At 65.1% G+C, this 16462-nt stretch carries 14 protein-coding genes; 5 read left to right on the forward strand and 9 right to left on the reverse strand.

What is annotated here, in order from left to right:
• Nucleotides 1-89 precede the first annotated feature (89 nt).
• Nucleotides 90-1469 carry a YdgA family protein gene (locus AC3A35_RS02595; RefSeq protein ID WP_487434324.1) on the forward strand — a complete coding sequence of 460 codons (1380 nt, stop codon included), beginning with the start codon at nucleotides 90-92 and terminating at the stop codon, nucleotides 1467-1469.
• Between the two features lie 84 nt (nucleotides 1470-1553).
• Here the strand turns inward: AC3A35_RS02595 and AC3A35_RS02600 are convergent, their stop codons facing one another.
• From AC3A35_RS02600 to AC3A35_RS02615, 4 genes are all read right to left on the reverse strand, one after another.
• Nucleotides 1554-2048: a DUF4124 domain-containing protein gene (locus AC3A35_RS02600; protein ID WP_487434326.1), complete on the reverse strand. Its 495-nt coding sequence runs from the start codon at nucleotides 2046-2048 to the stop codon at nucleotides 1554-1556.
• A complete protein-coding gene (locus AC3A35_RS02605) occupies nucleotides 2045-4147 on the reverse strand; it encodes a M3 family metallopeptidase (RefSeq protein ID WP_487434328.1) in 2103 nt (700 codons plus the stop codon). Before AC3A35_RS02605 ends, AC3A35_RS02600 begins: the two co-directional genes overlap by 4 nt.
• A 95-nt stretch (nucleotides 4148-4242) precedes the next feature.
• On the reverse strand, nucleotides 4243-5019 hold the full coding sequence (locus AC3A35_RS02610; protein WP_487434329.1) for a DUF2189 domain-containing protein: 777 nt from the start codon (nucleotides 5017-5019) through the stop codon (nucleotides 4243-4245).
• A 232-nt stretch (nucleotides 5020-5251) separates the two neighbouring features.
• On the reverse strand, nucleotides 5252-6187 hold the full coding sequence (locus AC3A35_RS02615; RefSeq protein ID WP_487434330.1) for a phosphoribosylaminoimidazolesuccinocarboxamide synthase: 936 nt from the start codon (nucleotides 6185-6187) through the stop codon (nucleotides 5252-5254).
• A gap of 292 nt (nucleotides 6188-6479) precedes the next feature.
• Here AC3A35_RS02615 and AC3A35_RS02620 point away from each other — a divergent pair, with 292 nt between their 5' ends.
• On the forward strand, nucleotides 6480-7262 hold the full coding sequence (locus AC3A35_RS02620; protein ID WP_487434332.1) for a DUF1194 domain-containing protein: 783 nt from the start codon (nucleotides 6480-6482) through the stop codon (nucleotides 7260-7262).
• A 50-nt stretch (nucleotides 7263-7312) separates the two neighbouring features.
• Here AC3A35_RS02620 and AC3A35_RS02625 read toward each other — a convergent pair whose 3' ends face one another.
• The 5 genes from AC3A35_RS02625 to AC3A35_RS02645 form a co-directional block, all read right to left on the reverse strand.
• Complete coding sequence (locus AC3A35_RS02625) at nucleotides 7313-8602, reverse strand: DUF3422 family protein (RefSeq protein ID WP_487434334.1); 1290 nt, start codon at nucleotides 8600-8602, stop codon at nucleotides 7313-7315.
• Between the two features lie 184 nt (nucleotides 8603-8786).
• Nucleotides 8787-9365: a YceI family protein gene (locus AC3A35_RS02630; protein WP_487434335.1), complete on the reverse strand. Its 579-nt coding sequence runs from the start codon at nucleotides 9363-9365 to the stop codon at nucleotides 8787-8789.
• Nucleotides 9366-9422: 57 nt separating this feature from the next.
• Entirely contained in the window at nucleotides 9423-10001 is a 579-nt protein-coding gene (locus AC3A35_RS02635) for a YceI family protein (RefSeq protein ID WP_487434337.1), read from the reverse strand.
• Between the two features lie 41 nt (nucleotides 10002-10042).
• A complete protein-coding gene (locus AC3A35_RS02640; protein WP_487434339.1) occupies nucleotides 10043-10591 on the reverse strand; it encodes a cytochrome b in 549 nt (182 codons plus the stop codon).
• 19 nt (nucleotides 10592-10610) lie between these two features.
• Nucleotides 10611-11441, reverse strand: coding sequence for a DODA-type extradiol aromatic ring-opening family dioxygenase (locus AC3A35_RS02645; RefSeq protein ID WP_487434340.1), 831 nt, complete (start codon nucleotides 11439-11441; stop codon nucleotides 10611-10613).
• A 122-nt stretch (nucleotides 11442-11563) separates the two neighbouring features.
• Between AC3A35_RS02645 and AC3A35_RS02650 the strand changes: the two genes are divergently transcribed.
• The 3 genes from AC3A35_RS02650 (at nucleotide 11564) to AC3A35_RS02660 (ending at nucleotide 16353) form a co-directional block, all read left to right on the forward strand.
• Entirely contained in the window at nucleotides 11564-12472 is a 909-nt protein-coding gene (locus tag AC3A35_RS02650) for a LysR family transcriptional regulator (protein ID WP_487434342.1), read from the forward strand.
• Between the two features lie 124 nt (nucleotides 12473-12596).
• Nucleotides 12597-13730 carry a response regulator gene (locus AC3A35_RS02655; RefSeq protein WP_487434344.1) on the forward strand — a complete coding sequence of 378 codons (1134 nt, stop codon included), beginning with the start codon at nucleotides 12597-12599 and terminating at the stop codon, nucleotides 13728-13730.
• Between the two features lie 103 nt (nucleotides 13731-13833).
• Nucleotides 13834-16353, forward strand: coding sequence for a PAS domain S-box protein (locus tag AC3A35_RS02660; RefSeq protein WP_487434346.1), 2520 nt, complete (start codon nucleotides 13834-13836; stop codon nucleotides 16351-16353).
• Nucleotides 16354-16462: the final 109 nt, after the last annotated feature.

The following is a 16462-nucleotide window of genomic DNA, read 5'->3' on the forward strand; positions in this document are numbered from 1 at the left end:
ACATGGCGTGCCGTTTTCTCCCGACAGCAGTCATAATGCCGCCCTTGCGCCGTGGGGCGCGTGCGAACCCGATCTCGACGAGGATGCATATGGGCAAGGCAGCAGTGGTTGCGGGGGTGATCGGAGTGGCAGCGCTTGCCCTCGTGGGCGGCAGCTATGTGATCGGTGGGCACATCGAGTCCGGCTTCAAGGACAACGTGGCGGCAATGAACAGTGGCGGCCTGCAAGTGCGGATCATCGACTATCGCCGCGGCCTGTTCGGCGCCGAAGCGCGGACGATGTGGACGCTCAATGACGGCGATGAGCCGCTCGATTTCAGCGTGACTCACCGCATCGACCATGGTCCGCTGCCTGCCGGCAAGGCGGCACAGATCCGCTCCGAGCTGGTCGTCCCCGAGGCGCTTGCCGATACGTTCGGGAGCGCTCTCCAGGGACGCGCTCCGCTCGGGGTGCTGACCCTGGCGGGATGGAGGGGCGAACTGCAACATCGGATCTCGTCGCCGGACTACAAGGGCAAGGTCGGCGACGATCTCGATCTGGTCTGGGGTGGCATCAGCGGCGAATTCACGGTGAGTGCCGACGGGTCCCACGCCAGCGGCAGTATCGAGGCGCCGGGGCTGGATGTCCGCGATCAGGACGGCAGCGCGCTGGTGATCGAACGCGTCGCGCTCACCGTGGATTCGGTTCGCCCGCAGCCCTATCGTTTCTGGATCGGGCCTTCATCGATGAGCGTCGCGCGGGCGTCGTTCAGGGCCGGCGGGCAGGCCCTGTTCGAACTGGATACGCTGCAGATCGGATCGCAGGCGGCGCTGGACGGCGATGTGGTGAACATGAGCGTCGACTTCGGGGTCGCGAAGGCTGCCGGTGGCGGCGAGGCGGTCGAGGAACTGAGCGTCTCGCTCGCGCTCGAGCGGATCGACGCCGGGGCGCTCGACGCCATTGCCCGCATCGCCGAGCTCGCCGGTAAGGAGCCGGGCGGTATCGAGGCGCAGCAGGCACGGCTGATGACCGGCTTGCTCGAGCAGTTGCCGGTGCTGTTGACCCGCGCGCCGGCGATCGAGGTGAAGAGGATGGGCGCCCGGCTTGCCGAGGGGCCGGCCGAGTTCGGCGCCCGTATTGCCTACACCGGGAAGGGGGAGGCGGGTGCTTTCGATCCGGTCAGCGATCTGGCCGGCAACCTGCGCCTGAGCCTGCCCAGGGGGCTGCTGGCAAGGCTGGTGGAATTGAACGAGCGCCAGACCATCCGCGATTACCTTGACGAGATGGAGATCGATGCCGAAGAACAGGAAGTCGAGGATGCGGTGCGTGCAGCGGTGACAGAGCGGCTGGCGGGCATGACCGGCGGCGGCTTGATGCAGGAGAAGGACGGCTTGCTGACGACCGCGCTGGTCTACAAGGCGGGTGCGTTCGAGGTTAACGGTCGCCCACTGCAGCCTGGTGAACTCGGCGCGCTGGGCCTGCCGTTCTGACCCTGCCATGCGGAACCCGGGCCGGGCCTCGGGTTGACGCCTGACCGGCTTGGCAGTCGCGCCTTTCGGGACCTCGACCGGTCGTCAGCGCCCGGCCGCGGAGGGTGCCTTCGGATAACCGACGTTGTCCAGCATGCGGCTCCACTCGCCGCGCTCGAAGCCCTTGTACGGGGTGGTGCCGACACTTACGGTGGGCACTGTTTCGGGGGCGCCAAAGCGCTGGCGATAATCGGCCAGGCCTTCCTCGGTGGCGATCTTCGATTCGGTGAACGGGATGCCCCGCGTGCTCAGCAGGGCACGCGCAGCGTCGCAGGGCTCGCCGCAATTGTCCGAAGTGTAGAGCACGACCGGGAAGTCGGTGGCGAGTTTGCCCAAGGCGTAAGACAGGGGGCGGTCCGGGTTCTGGCCGGCGGTGGCAACGCGCTTGATTTCCAGGATCCTGACCGACGGCGGGGGAGGCTGGTCGGAGAAGTTGACCTGGCCGCGCTCGTCCACCCACCGATAGGTGGTGGTTTGTGCCAGTACGCCGGCCGCCGGGCCGAACACGAGCAGCGGGACGAGCAGGGCAGGTCTGATCATGCAGTCACCATTCCGTTATGCCGCAACAGGGCGTCCACTCGCGGCTCACGCCCTCGAAACGCCTTGAACGACTCCAGCGCCGGGCGACTGCCGCCAACGGCGAGTATCTCACGCCAGAAGCGGGCGCCGGTCTCGGCGTCGAGCAGGCTGCCCTTGCCCGCGCCGGCTTCCTCGAAGGCCTCGAAGGCATCGGCCGACAGCACCTCGGCCCACTTGTAACTGTAGTACCCGGCGGCATAACCACCCGCAAAAATGTGCGAAAAGCTGTGCGGGAAGCGGTGCCAGGCCGGCGGGATCAGCACCGCGACTTCCGCGCGCACCTCGGCGAGCAGCGCCATGACGCGCTCGATCGGCACGCGTGCATCGCCGTTTCCCTCGGGTTCGATTTCGCCATGCAGGCGCAGGTCGAACATCGAGAACTCGAGCTGACGCACCGTCTGCATGCCGCTCTGGAAGTTCTTGGCGGCGATCATCTTGTCGTAGAGCGCGCGCGGCAGGGGCGCACCGGTATCCACATGGGCGGTCATGCCGCACAGCACGTCCCATTCCCAGCAGAAGTTTTCCATGAACTGGCTCGGCAGCTCGACCGCATCCCATTCGACGCCATGAATGCCGGACACGGCCAGTTCGTCCACCCGGGTCAGCAGGTGGTGCAGGCCGTGACCGGCTTCGTGGAACAGGGTGAGCACGTCGTCGTGGGTGAAGGTGGCTGGTCGCATCTGCGCACCCTCGCCGACCGGACCCGGGAAGTTGCAGACCAGATAGGCAACCGGCGTGGTGCTGCCCTCGGTGCCCCGATAGCGACTGCGGGCTGAATCCATCCACGCGCCGCCGCGCTTGGTTTCGCGCGCGTGCAGATCGAGGTAGAAGTGGCCGACGAGTTCGCCGGCCTTCTCGATACGGAAGAATCGCGTGTCCGGATCCCAGCGCGGGGCTTCGTCGGGCAGGATGTCCACGCCGTACAGGGAACGAATCACGCCGAACAGGCCGTCGAGCACCTTGGGTTCGGGGAAGTACTGCTTCACTTCCTGGTCGGAATAGGCGTAACGGGCTTCGCGCAGTTTTTCCGCTGCATACGAGACATCCCACGGTTGCAGGTCGGCAAGGTCGAGCTCGCTGCCGGCAAAGGCACGCAGTTCGTCGAGATCGCGTTCGGCAAACGGCTTGGCCTTGGCGGCCAGTTCGCGCAGGAAATCGAGCACTTGCGCCGGCGTGTCGGCCATCTTGGGGACCAGCGAAACCTCGGCAAAACTGTGGTAGCCGAGCAGCTTCGACTCTTCATCACGCAGCGCAAGGATGCGGCCGATGAGCGGGCCGTTGTCCCACTCGGGCTTGCCCTGCTCGGAGGCGCGGGTGGCGTAGGCGCGGTACATGCGTTCGCGCAGGGCACGGTTGTCGGCGTACTGCATCACCGGCAGGTAGGCCGGCATCTGCAGGGTGAATTTCCACCCCGGCTTGCCGTCCTTTTCCGCGGCCGCACGGGCGGCGGCGCGGGCATCTTCCGGAATGCCCGCAAGGTCGGCTTCGGCGTCGATCCATTCGGCATGCGCGTTGGTGGCGTCGAGGATGTTCTCGGAGAATTTCGCGCCGAGTTGCGAGAGCTCCTCCTGAATGGCCTGGAAGCGCGGCTTGAGCTCATCCGGCAACTCGGCGCCCGAGAGGCGGAAGTCCCGTACTTCGTGGTCGAGGATGCGCTGCCGGGTGGGCGACAGACTGTGGTATTCCGCGCTGTCGTGCAGCGCCTTGTACTTCTGGAACAGGGCAAGATTCTGGCCGAGCTCGGCATAGAAGCGCGATACCTCGGGCAGCATCGCGTTATAGGCTTCGCGCCATTCGGGCACGTCCATCACGCTGTGCAGGTGGCCGACCACGCCCCATGCACGTCCGACCCGCTCGCCGCATTCGGTCATCGGCACCACGAAGCTGTCCCAGGTGGGCAGTGCCGGCGCGGCGGTGAGGTCTTCGACCAGGGTCCGGTACTCGTCCAGCAGTTGTCGCATGGCCGGGGTGACATGCTCCGGGCGGATGTCGGTGAACCGGGGCAGGCCCGAGAAATCGAGCAGCGGGTTGGCAGCGTTCGGGGTGATGGTGTCGTGCATGATGTCCGGATCGGTTGACGGCGAGTGGGCCCTATTGTGCCGCAAATAAACGGAAGGGCGCCGCTATCGGCGCCCACGGTGGGACTGATGGCGCGTCAGTGCTCGACCAGGTCCCGGTAGGCATGCCATGTGGCATGACCGAGCAGGGGCAGCAGGACGACCATGCCGATCATCATCGTCGCGAAGCCGATGCCGATCAGCACCACAATGAGTGCGGCCCATACGGCCATCGCGCCAAGGTTGGCGCCGACTGCGCGCATGCTGGTCATCGCCGCCGTGATGATGTCGGTGTCGCGGTCCATCAACATCGGAATGGATACGGCGGCAAGCGAGAACACCACTGCTGCAAGCACGCCGCCGACCACCAGATAGGCGACGACGAAGTGGGTGTATTCACCGGACAGGACGATCTGGCTGAAGAAGTTCGACAGTTCCGGCACATTGCCCGGGTAGAACAGCGCGAACATGATGGCGGAGATGCGCTCCCAGCCGATCAGCGTGACGGCCATGAACAGTCCGAAATACATCAGTCCGTCGCCGTGCCTGCGCAAGCCCTGGAACGAGTCGGCGAGCGACGCGGATTGCCCGCTTTCGTGGCGCCGCGAGATCTCGTAAAGTCCTGCCGCCGCAAGCGGTCCGACCAGGAAGAAACCCGAGATCGCTGCAATGAACAGGTAGGGTCTGTCTGCCGCGAAGGCGAGGATCAGGTATCCGGCGAGCGCGCAGAACACGCCGTAGGGGAGGCTGGCCCCCAAATTCTCGCGCATGTCGTTCCAGCCCAGGCTGAGCCAGCGCATCGGGCGCGAGGCCTCGACCTGGCGCATATGGGGCAGATTGAAGTGGTGATCCAGCGGGTGCAGTGAGTTGTCCATGGCAACCTCCATTGGCGGGACAAACCGGACAGCCCTGTCGTCGGCGCGGAACTGTTCCGGGCTGCGGATTGGATCGGCATGGACGCGCAAAGTTCGCGAATGCGAGTGATTCCGGGACCGATCATCACCGTGCGAATGAGACGTGGGCGGGCGGTGCCCGGCGGATCGGTCCCGTCGTGCCGCGCACGGTGGGGCACATGCGGGGCCGTGCCCCCACCGGGTCACCTGCGGCTCAGGCCAGTTGCAGGCCGGTCAAGCGGGTGTAGGCTTCGCGATACTTGGCGGCGGTGCGTTCGATCACCTCGGTCGGAAGCGCCGGTCCCGGCGCCGTCTTGTTCCAAACCAGCGTTTCGAGGTAGTCGCGCACGTACTGCTTGTCGTAGGACGGCGGGCTGATCCCTGCACGATAGCTGTCTGCCGGCCAGAAGCGGGAAGAGTCCGGCGTCAGTGCCTCGTCGATCAGATGCAGGGTGCCGGCGGCATCGATGCCGAATTCGAATTTGGTATCGGCAATGATGATGCCGCGCCCCGCGGCGTAGTCCGCCGCCTGGGTATACAGCGCGATTGCGGCCTGGCGCGCTTCCTCGGCAAGCCCCGCGCCGGTCTTTCCGGTGCCGGCGAGCGCCTCGGCCAGCACCGCGTCGCAATGGGCCTGGGCCTGGGCGAAGGAGATGTTCTCGTCGTGGTCGCCGACCTCGGCCTTGGAGGCCGGGGTGAAGATCGGTGCCGGCAGCTTTGCCGCCTGCGTCAGCCCCGCGGGGAGGGCGATGCCGCAGATCGCGCCGGTGTCCTGGTAGTCCTTCCACCCCGAGCCGATCACGTAGCCACGTACCACGGCCTCGATCGGAAGGGGCTTGAGCCGCTTCACCACCAGGGCACGGCCGCGGACCTGATCGCGCTCGTTGGCGGCAACCACGGTTTCGGGGTCGATGCCGGTGAGCTGGTTGGGAATCACGTGCGCGAGCTTGTCGAACCAGAAATTGGCCATCGCGACCAGCACGCGGCCCTTGTCCGGAATCGGATCAGGCAGGATCACGTCGAAGGCGGACAGCCGATCGCTGGTGACGATCAGCAGGCGGTCGGCATCGACCGCGTAGATGTCACGGACCTTGCCACGGCCGAGCAGCGGCAAGCTGTTGATGGTGGATTCGAAAAGCGGTGTGGTCACGATGAGAACGTCTCGGCTGCACTGGAAAGTTCTGCATTATAGGGCCACCGATCTCTCCGGTCTCGGGTGGATGATGGCCGGCACGTGCAGTCTCCCGGAGTGTGTTGATCACCCCACGCTGCGTATCGGTCGCCGACGGAGTTTATGTCGGCAGACTTTACAATGGCGGCATATGATGACCCCTAGTTTATGCTAAAGCATTGATTATTGGGGTGTGGAATGATAATTGCATGCACTCCCCGTGGTCGTAGATCGTCCTGATTGGGCAATTCAACGTTTTGGAGACTCGAAGATGAAACTCAAGAAAGTCGCGGCGGTTACCGCCTTGGCTGCCGCCATGCTCGGCTTCGGTTCGGCTGCGCAGGCCGTACCGGCGGACCTGGCGCTGTCGCTGGTAATCGACGTTTCAGGCAGTGTCGACACCAACGAATACAACCTGCAGATGGATGGCTACGCCAACGCCTTCCGCGACAGCACGATTCAGACCAACATGCTTGGTGGCACTCACGGGGTCACTGCCATCAATGTCGTGTTCTTCTCGGATAGCTTCTTCACCACCGTGCTTGACAGCTTTACGCTGCTCGATTCCGCGGCTGCGATCAACAGCTTTGCCGATCTTCTCGACACTTTCGTGCGTCCGGGAACTGGCGGTACTGCGATCTACACCGGTACCAATCGTGCGCTCGATCTGATGCTTGCCGCCATCGCAACCGGCGGTGCGCTGGAGGGCACGACCAATCTCGTCGTCGATGTTTCCGGAGACGGTACGAGCAGTACCACCCAAAGTCAGTTGGCCCGTACGCGCGCGGAGAACAACGATATCACCATCAACGGCTTGCCCATTGGTGGCACTACGATCACGAATCACTATACGAATGCGGTGATTACCGACGACGGCTTTGTTCAGGCCGCTTCGAGCTTCAGTGATTTCAGCGCAGCGGTAACGGAAAAGCTCAGGATCGAGACCGGAACGATCGATCCGAACCCGGTTCCCGAGCCGGGCGTGCTTGGGCTTCTCGGTATTGGCCTGGCAGGTCTGGGTGCGTTGCGCCGCCGCAGGGTCGAATCCGCCTGATTGCTTCAGGCTGGCGGATAAGAAAAAACGCCCGCATTTGCGGGCGTTTCTTATGGTTGCTCTTCCTTCTCGCCCAGTGCCGTTCGCATTCTTCTCAAGCTCAGAGCCACCAGCACCGCAATCACCGGAATCGAGATCGCGGTGACGATCTCCGGTGTGAGCGGAGCGATCAAGTCCTTGCCGCCCTTGGACATGTAGTTCACCAGCTGCGAGGCATAGTAGGTGATCGCCACCACCGACAGCCCTTCCACCGTCTCCTGCAGGTGGAGCTGGATCTTGGCGCGGCGGTTCATTTGTGCGAGCAGTTCCTGGTTCTGGCGCTCGAGTTCGATGTCGACCCGGGTGCGCAGCAACTGGGAGTTGCGCGCGATGCGGCTGGAGAGGTCTTCCTGGCGGCGGGAGATGGTGGCGCAGGTGTTGATCGCGGGGGCGAGGCGGCGCTCCATGAACTCCTTGATGGTCGGAAAACCCGACAGGCGCGCCTCGCGCAGTTCGTCGATGCGCTGTTGAACCAGCCGGTAGTAGGCGGCGGCGGCGCCGAAACGGAAGGTCGTGCGCGCCACCGAACGCTCGATGTCGGCGGCGAGCCGGGTCAGGCGGCCGAGCATGGCGCGGTCATCCTCGGTGTTGCGGGCGTGTTCGAGGCCGTCCATCAGGTCTGCGAGTTCATCCTCGGCGCGCGACAGCAGGCGGCCGACCTCCTTGGCCACGGGGAAGGCGAGGAGCGCCATCACCCGGTAGGTCTCGATTTCGACCAGGCGCTGCACCATCCGTCCAGCCTGGCGAGGGGTGAGGCCGGCGTCGACCAGCAGGAAGCGCGAAAAGCCTTCGTGGATATGAAAGTCGGTAAACACCCAGCCGGCACCTTCGGCCACCTGGGCCGCGACCAGGGTTTCGCCGTGCGGCGATAGCTGCACCATGACCGTGTCCGGGGGGACGTCGGTGACCGAGCGCAGTTCGATGTGAGTGGCGGCGACCAGCTGGCCCGGGATGGCCTTGCGCCAGGTAGCGGGGACGGCGAGCAGGGCGTGTTCGTCGGCGCCGTCATCGGCTTCGATGCGGCGGATGAAGGTGTAGCTGGAGAACTCGTTGTGGCGTTCCCACTTCAGCCGGAACGTGCCTGCATCGATGAAAATGTGGCCGCTCTCGGTATGCGGAGGCGGTAGTCCGAGTTGCTCGGCGAGCAAGGCCAGGTGGCCGGCTTCGCGGCCGGCGCTACCGTCGTCGTGCAGAAAGGCAAGATAGGTGACGAACTCCGGGGTCTCGAGCGGTACCGGCGGACGCGCGTGGACCTCGTCGTTGAGCGACTGGCGCAGTGGATGCAGGTTGAACAGGGACATGAGGTCGGTATCGGGCCTGATGGCGCCCCGGAGCGGGCGGGATGGCGCATTCTTGCCTATCGGTGCCGACGCTGACAAGCAAACCGTATGGCAAAGTCCTGCGGCTGCGGGACGCTGGCATGACACGCGCCGGGCGGACCCGGTGAAAGCCTCCCGGCCGGCGCCCCGTGGCGCCGGGTCGGGCTTACTCCTTGATCGCTTCCATCGCGATCTCGAGCGTCACCTCGTCACCGACGTTGGGGGCGTATTTGCCGGCGTTGAATTCGCTGCGTTTGATCATGGCGACGGCGTTGGCACCGATCGCGTCTTTCTTCAGCATCGGATGAGGCATGGCCTGGAAGGAGGTGATGGTGAGGGTCACCGGGCGTGTGGTGCCCTTGATCGTCAGCTTGCCTTCGACAGTGGCCGGCTTGTCACCGTCGAACACCACGCGGGTGGATTTGAAAGTTGCGGTCGGGTGGTTCGCGGTATCGAGAAAGTCGCTGCCCTGGATGTGGCCGTCGAACAGCTGAAAGCCGGTGTCCACCGACTTCATGTCGATGATGACATCCACCGCGCCGGTCATGGCGACCTTGTCGAGGGTGACCGTGCCGCTGGTCTTGTTGAAGCGCGACAGCTGCTTGGTGAAGCCGAAATGGTTGTACGAAAAACGCGGAAAGGTGTGGGTGCCGTCGACGACGTAGGTTTCCGGTGCGGCGAACGACGGTGCTGCAGGCAGGGTGGCAGCGACGGCGAGAGTGATTACGGCGAGGGTTTTTTTCATGGTTTGTCCTTGTGCGGTATTGACGGGGTTGGAGAGGGGACGGGATGGGGGGAGGGGCTACTGCGCACCCTGCACGGCGCGCAGCTGGAAACCGATGCGGATCTCGTCGGCGACGATGGCAACGTCGGCCCACTCCCCTTCGCCGATGCCGAAATCGCTGCGTTTGAGGGTGAACGTGCCGTTGACGTCGGCGGAATTGCCGCCAGGGGCAAAGGTGAAGGGGGCGCTGACGCTGCGGCTCCGGCCCTTGATCGTCAGCGTCCCGACGACCTCGTAGCGATCGCCGCCGAGGGCCTTGAAGCCGGTCGATTCGAAGCGCGCCACCGGGTGCGCCGCGGTGTGGAACCAGACCTTGCCTTTTACGTCCTCGTTGGCTTCGGTGGAACCGGTGTCGATGCTGGCGAGCTGGAGCTCGAGCGAGGCACGGGCGGCTTCCAGGCGGGTCGGGTCGAAGCTGATGCTGGCGCCGAAGCGTTCGAAGTGGCCGTCCATGCCCACTCCCATCTGCGTGTACTTGAAGCTGATCCGGCTCGCGCCGGTATCGATGCGGGTGTACTCGACGGCCAGGGCGGGGGTGGCTGCAGCAAGTGCGAGCAGGGCGGCGGCGGCGATCGCGCGCAGGGTTCGTGCAATCATGGAAATCTCCGTGAGGGTGGTGCGGACAGGGGGCCGCGGATTCAGGCAGATCTGCGCTGACGCCCGCCGGGCAACATGCGCTGCAGGATGTCGTCGCGGTCGACGAAGTGATGCTTGAGCGCGGCGCCGACGTGGGCGAGCACCAGCGCGGCCATGGTGTAGTTGAGGACCATGTGCAGCAACTCGAGCTGTTTGCCCAGATCGGCATCCTTGGCGAGGAGGTCGGGCAGCGGGAGGAAGCCGAACCAGATGGTCTGGATGCCCTTGGCCGAACTCATCAGCCAGCCCGACAGCGGGATCGCGATCATCAGGATGTAGAGCGCGACATGGGTGAGATGGGCGGCCGTGCGCAGCGGCGCGGGCATGCTCGCCGGCAGCGGCGGTGCCGGGTGGATGAGGCGCCAGCCGAGGCGGAGCAGCACCAGTGCGAACAGGCTGACCCCGGCCCATTTGTGCCACGAATAGAGCTGCAGCTTGCGTGGCGACAGCGGCAGCTCGCTCATGTAGGTGCCGAGGGCAAAGGCCCCGATCAGGCCGAGTGCGATGAGCCAGTGCAGCGCAATGGCGGTTCGGGTGTAGGTGTTGTTCATGCTTGCCCTCTGCAAGGATTCAGGCGTTCAGCGTGGGTTGCGGTGCACCGGCTGCGACGCCGGCGCCGAAGGTGTAGCTGTCCATCGACAGCACACCGTAGGTGACACCGCCGGCAATGCGGCCGGCTGTGGCCCAGTCTTTTCCTGCGGCACCGATGGCAAGAAACAGGGGCAGGAAGTGCTCGTCGGTGGGATGAGCGCGCACCGCATCGGGTGCCTGTGTGCGGTAATCGAGCAGGGCGCCCAGGTTGCCCTGGCCGATCTGCATCCATACCCAGTCCGCAAAGCCGCGGGCATAGGCTTCGACGTCGGTGTCGGGCGCCTGTTCGCGACGCAGGTCGTGAAGGTTGTGGGTCAGGCTGCCGGAGGCCACGATCAGCACGCCACGCTCACGCAGCGGCTGGAGCGCCTGCCCCAGTTCCAGCAGGGCAAGCGGGGACGGGGCCGCCGGCTGCGACAGCTGGATAACGGGTACATCCGCGTCGGGATAAAGATGCATCAGCGGCACCCAGGCGCCATGGTCGCGTCCGCGGGCGAGGTTGGCGCTTGCCTTGAGCCCGTGACGGTCCAGCGCGGCGATCACCTCGGCGGCGACATGCGGAGCGCCGGGGGCCGGATACTGCAGCGCATACAGCGCGCGCGGAAACCCGCCGAAATCGTGGATCGTGTCGAGTTCGGCTGCGGCCAGCACCTCGATGCCGCGGGCCATCCAGTGCGGCGACACCACCAGCACGGCGCGCGGACGCGGCAGACTGCGGCCGAGCGCGCCGAGCTGCGGTCCGAGCAGACCGGGCGCCAGGGCGAAAGTCGGCGAACCGTGGGAGATGAACAGCGTGGGCAGTGGTGTCATGTGGCGTATTGGAGCAGTCGGACTCTGAGCGGCATTCGATGGCAACAGTCTATTGAGGGTTCGTCTGTGGATAAATACCGATACGTTTGACTGACTGTTGCGGTATTCGAGACAATGCTGCAATGGACCGTTTTCGCGAGATGAGCAGTTTTGTCGCTGTGGTCGAGGCCGGCAGTTTCGTCGCGGCAGGTGATGCGCTCCGGGTGTCGAAGGCAGCGGTGTCGCGCAGCGTGATCGAGCTTGAGTCCCGACTCGGCGCACGCCTGCTGCAACGTACCACCCGGCGACTGTCGCTGACCGAAGCCGGCCGCGCCTATTACGGGCACTGCAAGCAGATCCTGGCCGAACTCGAAGAGGCGGACCGGGCGGTCGGGATGGTGACCGGCCATCCGATCGGGCGGCTGCGGGTCAATGCGCCGTTCTCGTTCGGCATCCTGCATCTGGCGCGGTTGTGGGGGCAGTTCATGGAGCAGTACCCGGAGGTCGATCTCGACGTGACCCTGTCCGACCGGCTGGTGGATGTGGTCGAGGACGGATTCGACGTGGTCATCCGGATCAGCCGGCTGCAGGATTCCACGCTGGTCTACCGGCGTCTCGCCACCACCCGCATCCTGCTCTGCGCAAGCCCGGAATACCTTGCCAGCCACGGCAGTCCGGCCACGGTGGAGGAGATCGCCAACCATCCGGTGATCGCCTACAGCTATGCATCGCAGGGCGACGTCTGGCGTTTCACCACCGCCGACGGCGTGCGCGAGGTGCAGACCCGGGCGCGCATGCGCACCAACAACGGCGACACCTGTCGTGCGGTGGCGCTCGCCCATCAGGGCCTGGTGCTGCAGCCCGATTTCCTTGTCGGCACCGATCTGGCGCAGGGACGTCTGATCGAAGTGCTGCCCGAGTGCCGCGGCCCCGAAGTCGGGGTCTATGCGGTCTATCCTTCGCGCAAGCACCTGTCGGTAAAGATCCGCGCGCTGGTGGATTTTCTTGCGGCGGCTTTCGAACACCCCGACTGGGCGCAGTCTTCGCGCTGACACAGGAATTTTTCCTCGGCGGTATGCCATCCGCTCATGGCATGATCGTCGGTGCTCGGGGTGGTCTGGCATTGCCCCGTGGGTCATGCAGTGTTGCATGGCGTCTCTTCCACGGACTTTTCCGATGAATGATGTTTCGAGCGTCCCCGACGGTGTCATCCTGCCTGCACCTGCCTCGGCAACGATCCTGATCGTCGATGACGTACCGGATAACCTCGCGGTGCTGGGCGGGCTGCTGCAGCCGCTGTACGACGTACTGGCGGCGCCGTCCGGGGCCAGGGCACTGGAGATCGCGTCCCGGCAGCCGGCGCCCGACCTCATCCTGCTCGACGTGATGATGCCCGTCATGGATGGCTACCAGGTATTGGCCCGGCTGCAGGACAATCCGGCGACCTGCGACATCCCGGTGATCTTCCTGACCGCGCTCGACGATGCGCGCGACGAAGAGCGTGGCCTGGAACTGGGGGCCGCCGATTACATCACCAAGCCGATCCGGCCGGCGGTGGTTCTGGCTCGCGTGCGCAATCAACTCGAAACCCGGCGCGCCCGCGACTGGCTGCGCGACCAGAACAGCTTTCTCGAGGCCGAGGTCGCCCGGCGCATGGCCGAGAATGACCTCACCCAGTTGGTGACGATCCGCGCGCTGGCCCACCTGGCGGAGACCCGCGATCCGGAAACCGGCAATCATATTCTGCGCACCCAGGCCTATGTCCGCCTGCTGGCCGTCCGGCTGCAGCAGCATTCGCGTTTTGCCGCGGTACTCGATGATCGCTATGTCGAATTGCTTGCGCGCTCGGCGCCCTTGCATGACATTGGCAAGGTCGGCATCCCCGACCAGATCCTGCAGAAGCCGGGCCGGCTCACGCCGGGCGAATGGACGGTCATGAAGACGCATGCGCGGCTCGGCGCAGAGGCCATCGAACTGGCCGAGCAGGATATCGAGCAGCCGCTTCCCTTCCTCGCGCTGGCCAAGGAGATCGCGCGCTGGCATCACGAGCGCTGGGACGGCGGAGGCTATCCCGATGGTCTGACCGCAGAGGCGATTCCCGTTTCGGCGCGGCTGATGGCGGTGGCCGATGTATTCGATGCCCTCATCACCGCGCGGGTGTACAAGCCGTCGATGCCGTTTTCCGAGGCGCGTGACCTGATCGCTGCCGGCGGAGGCAGCCAATTCGATCCCGATGTCGTCGATACCTTCCTTGCCGGATACGAGGATTTTGTCGCCATCGCCTGCCGTTATCACGACGATCACCGGTGATCCGGCCTGAATTCAAGTCTGCGGGGGCGCTGCCGCAGCGGGACAAGGGAATGGGCGGCGGAGTGTGCCGCCGGTGTGGCCGCGGCGGTCGAGGAGGATTGCAATGAATGTCGATCCGGCCGAACTGGCCACCGCGTCCGGTCAAGGCATGATCAGGCGTGCGGTATGGCGTGTCGTGTTGCCGTATATGATCTTCGCCGGGTTGTGGATCGTGCTTTCCGACCGGGTGGTGGAATTGCTGCCGGTTGCGCCTGCCCGACAGGTCTGGCTGCAGACCCTGAAGGGCTGGTTCTTCGTCATCGTCACCGCGCTGCTGCTGTACGGTCTGGTGCACCGCATGCTGCTGCAGATCACCGAGGCTGCACGGCGTCAGTATGACGAGCAGGCAAGACGGCTGCAGGCGCTCGACCTGCTGAACACCATCGCCAACAGTTCGACCGATGCCATTTTCGCCAAGGATCTGCAGGGCCGTTACCTGCTGTTCAACAAGGCCGCCGTCGAAGTGACCGGCAAGGCGTCCGACAGGGTGCTGGGCCAGGACGACACCGTGCTGTTTCCGCCGCAGCAGGCCACCCAGGTGATGGCCAACGACCGCGAAGTGATGGATCGCGATGCGACGGTGACCTTTGAGGAAGAAGTGGCCACCACCGCGGGCACGATCGTCTTCCTCGCGACCAAGGGCGCGTTGCACGATGCCGAGGGGCGGGTGATCGGCATGTTCGGCATCTCGCGCGATATCTCCATCCTGAAGGCGGCGGAGTTCGAGCTGCGCAAGCTGTCACTGGCGGTCGAACAGAGTCCGGAGAGCGTCATCATCACCGACCTCGAAGGTCGGATCGAGTACGTCAATGCGGCCTTTACCGTCCACAGTGGTTATCGGGCGGATGAGGTCCTCGGGCAGGCGGTGGCGTCGCTGGGTAGTGAGCTCACCCCGGCCGCCACCTACGAGGCGTTGTGGGTGACACTGTTGCGTGGCGAGACCTGGACCGGGGAATTCGTCAACCGCCACAAGGATGGCCAGCCGTACACGGTGTTCGCCCATGTGGCACCGATACACCAGCCCGACGGGCGCATCACTCACTACCTGTCGATCCAGGAGGACGTCACCGAGAAAAGGCGTATCGCCGCCGAACTCGATCGGCACCGTCTGCACCTTGAAGAACTGGTGATCGAGCGGACCACAGCGCTTAACACGGCCAAGCAACAGGCCGAGGCCGCCAATCGGGCCAAGAGCGCATTCCTTGCCAACATGAGCCATGAGATCCGTACGCCGATGAACGCCATCATCGGCCTCACCCACTTGCTTAGGAACGATGCTCCGGTGCCGCGCCAGGCCGAACGGCTGAGCAAGATCGACAGCGCCGCGCGTCATCTGTTGTCGATCATCAACGACATCCTCGACCTGTCCAAGGTCGAGGCCGGGCGCATGCAGCTGGAGCACGCCGAGTTCGCCCTCGATGCCATTCTCGACCACGTGCGTTCCCTGATCGCCGAACAGGCCGCCAGCAAGGGGCTGGCAATCGAGATCGATGCAGGCGATACGCCGACTTTCCTGCGGGGTGATCCCACCCGTTTGCGTCAGGCGCTACTCAATTACGCCGGCAACGCGGTCAAGTTTACCGAGCAGGGCAAGGTCTCGCTGCAGGTCAGGGTCGTCGAGGACCGGGGCGAAGACGTGCTCGTCCGTTTCGAGGTCCGCGATACCGGCATCGGGATCCCGGCCGACAAGCTGCCGCAACTGTTCACCGCCTTCGAGCAGCTCGACGTGTCCACGACCCGTCGCTACGGCGGAACCGGCCTCGGCTTGGCAATTGCCCACCGCCTCGCGAACTTGATGGGCGGCGAGGCCGGCGCCGAGAGCGAGCACGGCCGTGGCAGCACGTTCTGGTTCACCGCGGTGCTCGGCCGCGGCCATGGCGCCGGCGACACGCTGTCGCATGCGCTGGCGACCGAACCGGCGGCCTTGTTGCGGGCCGGGCATGCGGGTGCCCGGGTGCTGCTGGCCGAGGACAATTCGGTGAACCGCGAAGTCGCGGTCGAATTGCTTCGTGGCGCAGGCCTGGCGGTGGAGGCGGTCGGCAGCGGTCTGGCGGCACTCGATCGATGTGCCGAGCGCGATTTCGACCTGATCCTGATGGACATCCAGATGCCGGTCATGGATGGACTCGAGGCCACGCGCGCGCTCCGCGCCGGCGGCCGCCACCGGCATACGCCGATTGTCGCGATGACGGCCAATGTCTTCGACGAGGACCGGCGCGCGTGCTCCAGCGCAGGAATGGACGATTTCGTCGCCAAGCCGGTCGACCCCGTCCAGCTGTTTTCGACGCTGCTGCGCTGGTTGCCGGTGCGCACGCTTTCCGCCGTGCCGTTGGCATCGTCACTGGGTGCCGCTACAGTCGGCGCAGACCGGCCCGCGATCGCGGCATTTGGCGCGATCGCGCGCGAGATGAGCGCACTGCTGGCGGTGTCCAACATGCGTGCCAACCAGCTGCTGGCACGCGAACGCGATCTGTTCGAAGCGGCGCTCGGTGCGGCCTTCGACGAGTTTGCCCGGCATGTTGACGGATTCCGTTACCCGGAGGCGCTTGCCGTGCTGGAGCGGGGCGGATACGAATCGCCGTGATGGACCTGCCCAAAGCATGCCGATCCGCGCAATGCCCGCCCGGACCCCGCTCGCATCCGGGCAGGAGGCCATGAGCGAAATGCTTTCGGTGGATATCAGGGTTATCTGT

It is taken from the genome of Azoarcus sp. Soil_N_20, from assembly GCF_057656155.1.

Bases quoted from the DNA above. Each gene is read 5' to 3' on its own strand.
- AC3A35_RS02595 (WP_487434324.1), top strand. From the start codon at position 90: ATGGGCAAGGCAGCAGTGGTTGCGGGGGTGATCGGAGTGGCAGCGCTT.
- AC3A35_RS02620 (WP_487434332.1), top strand. From the start codon at position 6,480: ATGAAACTCAAGAAAGTCGCGGCGGTTACCGCCTTGGCTGCCGCCATG.
- AC3A35_RS02605 (WP_487434328.1), bottom strand. From the start codon at position 4,147: ATGCACGACACCATCACCCCGAACGCTGCCAACCCGCTGCTCGATTTC.
- AC3A35_RS02625 (WP_487434334.1), bottom strand. From the start codon at position 8,602: ATGTCCCTGTTCAACCTGCATCCACTGCGCCAGTCGCTCAACGACGAG.
- AC3A35_RS02610 (WP_487434329.1), bottom strand. From the start codon at position 5,019: ATGGACAACTCACTGCACCCGCTGGATCACCACTTCAATCTGCCCCAT.
- AC3A35_RS02655 (WP_487434344.1), top strand. From the start codon at position 12,597: ATGAATGATGTTTCGAGCGTCCCCGACGGTGTCATCCTGCCTGCACCT.
- AC3A35_RS02650 (WP_487434342.1), top strand. From the start codon at position 11,564: ATGGACCGTTTTCGCGAGATGAGCAGTTTTGTCGCTGTGGTCGAGGCC.
- AC3A35_RS02630 (WP_487434335.1), bottom strand. From the start codon at position 9,365: ATGAAAAAAACCCTCGCCGTAATCACTCTCGCCGTCGCTGCCACCCTG.
- AC3A35_RS02645 (WP_487434340.1), bottom strand. From the start codon at position 11,441: ATGACACCACTGCCCACGCTGTTCATCTCCCACGGTTCGCCGACTTTC.
- AC3A35_RS02600 (WP_487434326.1), bottom strand. From the start codon at position 2,048: ATGATCAGACCTGCCCTGCTCGTCCCGCTGCTCGTGTTCGGCCCGGCG.
- AC3A35_RS02660 (WP_487434346.1), top strand. From the start codon at position 13,834: ATGAATGTCGATCCGGCCGAACTGGCCACCGCGTCCGGTCAAGGCATG.
- AC3A35_RS02635 (WP_487434337.1), bottom strand. From the start codon at position 10,001: ATGATTGCACGAACCCTGCGCGCGATCGCCGCCGCCGCCCTGCTCGCA.
- AC3A35_RS02640 (WP_487434339.1), bottom strand. From the start codon at position 10,591: ATGAACAACACCTACACCCGAACCGCCATTGCGCTGCACTGGCTCATC.